A 1656-nucleotide genomic window follows, 5' to 3' on the forward strand; every position below is an offset into this window, starting at 1 on the left:
ATGGCCAGGAGGTGGGTCGGGTCGAGGAGCATCTGCGCACGAATGAGCCCGTGGTGCTGCATGTCATCATTGATACCGCGGTCGAACCCGACGAGGCGAAGCTCCGACTGCTCGTGAACGGGGAAGCGAAGACCGTCACCCGTGAGCCATGGGAATCTCCTCCCAGTGGGCCCTTGACCTTGAACCAGGGCACCCGCCTCGTGCTCGGGAACCTGCTCACGCAAGATCGGTCGATGCGGGGCGACCTCTACTACGCCGCCATTTACCCACGGGCGTTGACCCAAACCCAAGTGGAGGCGAATGTGGCCGTGCTGAAACAGCGCAATGACGAACCCTAATGGCCGCAACGCTCAACCAGAATATCATGCGCCATCATGAGCCTGCAGGACCTGTGGGGATCAGAAAACGTAGCTTTGGCTGATCGTCAGGATGCCGGGCTGCTCATTGCTCTGAAGGACCAGACAAGGATGGAGTGGGGTTGATGACCGGGCCCCCATCCGGCCATGATTGAATCATCCTTGAGCGATGAACGACGCGTCTGCATGCCGCTGGTATAGTGGCGAAGCATCTTGGCAGTCGGTCATTGTCTCCATGATTGCCTCTGTTAATAGCGAATCAGGCTCAGAGTCGCATCCTTCAGGGTTCGTCATTGTGCTCTTGCAGGACGGCCACGTTCGCCTCCACCTGACTTTGGCTCAACGCCCGTGGGTAAATGGCGGCGTAGTAGAGATCACCCCGCATCGATCGCGCTTGCGTGAGCAGGTTCCCGAGCACGAGGTGGGTGCTCTGGTTCAGGGTCAACGGGCCATTGGGTGGAGATTCCCATGGCTCACGGGTGACGGGCTTCGCTTCCCCGTTCACGAGCAGTCGGAGCTTCGCCTCGTCGGGTTCGACCGCGGTATCAATGATGACATGCAGCACCACCGGATCATCCGTGCGCAGTTGCTCCTCGACCCGACCCACCTCCTGGCCATTGTGATAGATGTGCGGATTCTCGTCCCCATCGAGCACCAAGGCCAGCCTGCTGATGTCGTTGCTTCCCTCTGCATGCCCCAGGAACAGCACCCCGCGCTCGTCATTCACGCTGCTTTCCTCGAACTTGACGACAAACTCCAGGGTCAGGGCGGTGGCGGAGTTCAGCATCTGCAGCTTGCTCTGCGGCGTGGCGATGATGCTAAAGGCCCGACCACTCCCGTTGCTGTGCTCCCAGTAGAGGCCGCGGCTCTCGGTTCCCGGGCTGATAAACTCAGGGTGACCCCACTCGTATTGAAGCTCCAGATCGAGCGGATTGGGCCTGGCATCCCGGAGGTGCGTCACCCCGGTCCCTGCCGTCGCCTCATTGAGGAGGTAGCGAACCAGCGGCGTCCCCGCGCTGTCGTCCAGCGTCGGGCCTTGGCAATCACTGTCCCTGAAGTCCCCGTTCAGTTCAGGCCCTGGCAGCACCTCCCCTTCGCAGGCCGTGCCCCACGTGCCCGCCTCCCCATCACAGGTGTTGACCCCGCTTCTGCACTCCCCCACCCCCGCGGTGGTCAACGGGTCTCCGGTGTAGCAAGGCTGCGTCTCCCCTTCCGTGCACGCCAGTCCGCCTCCCTGCGCGCCACTTCCACCGCTCCCGGCTTGTCCCTGCAATGCCTCGTACTCAAACGGACCGCACCC

Annotated in this window: 2 protein-coding genes; one reads left to right on the forward strand and one right to left on the reverse strand. The window is 62.0% G+C overall.

The window, feature by feature from the left end:
• Window positions 1-338, forward strand: a 338-nt coding sequence (locus CAP_RS35615; protein ID WP_044249159.1) for a hypothetical protein, incomplete at its 5' end; no start/stop codon positions are given.
• Between the two features lie 298 nt (window positions 339-636).
• Here the strand turns inward: CAP_RS35615 and CAP_RS35620 are convergent.
• A partial coding sequence (locus CAP_RS35620) for a LamG-like jellyroll fold domain-containing protein (RefSeq protein ID WP_231511893.1) occupies window positions 637-1656 on the reverse strand: 1020 nt, incomplete at its 5' end.

Origin of the sequence: Chondromyces apiculatus DSM 436 (assembly GCF_000601485.1) — a bacterium.
In the GTDB taxonomy this organism is placed as follows: Bacteria; Myxococcota_A; Polyangia; order Polyangiales; family Polyangiaceae; genus Chondromyces; species Chondromyces apiculatus.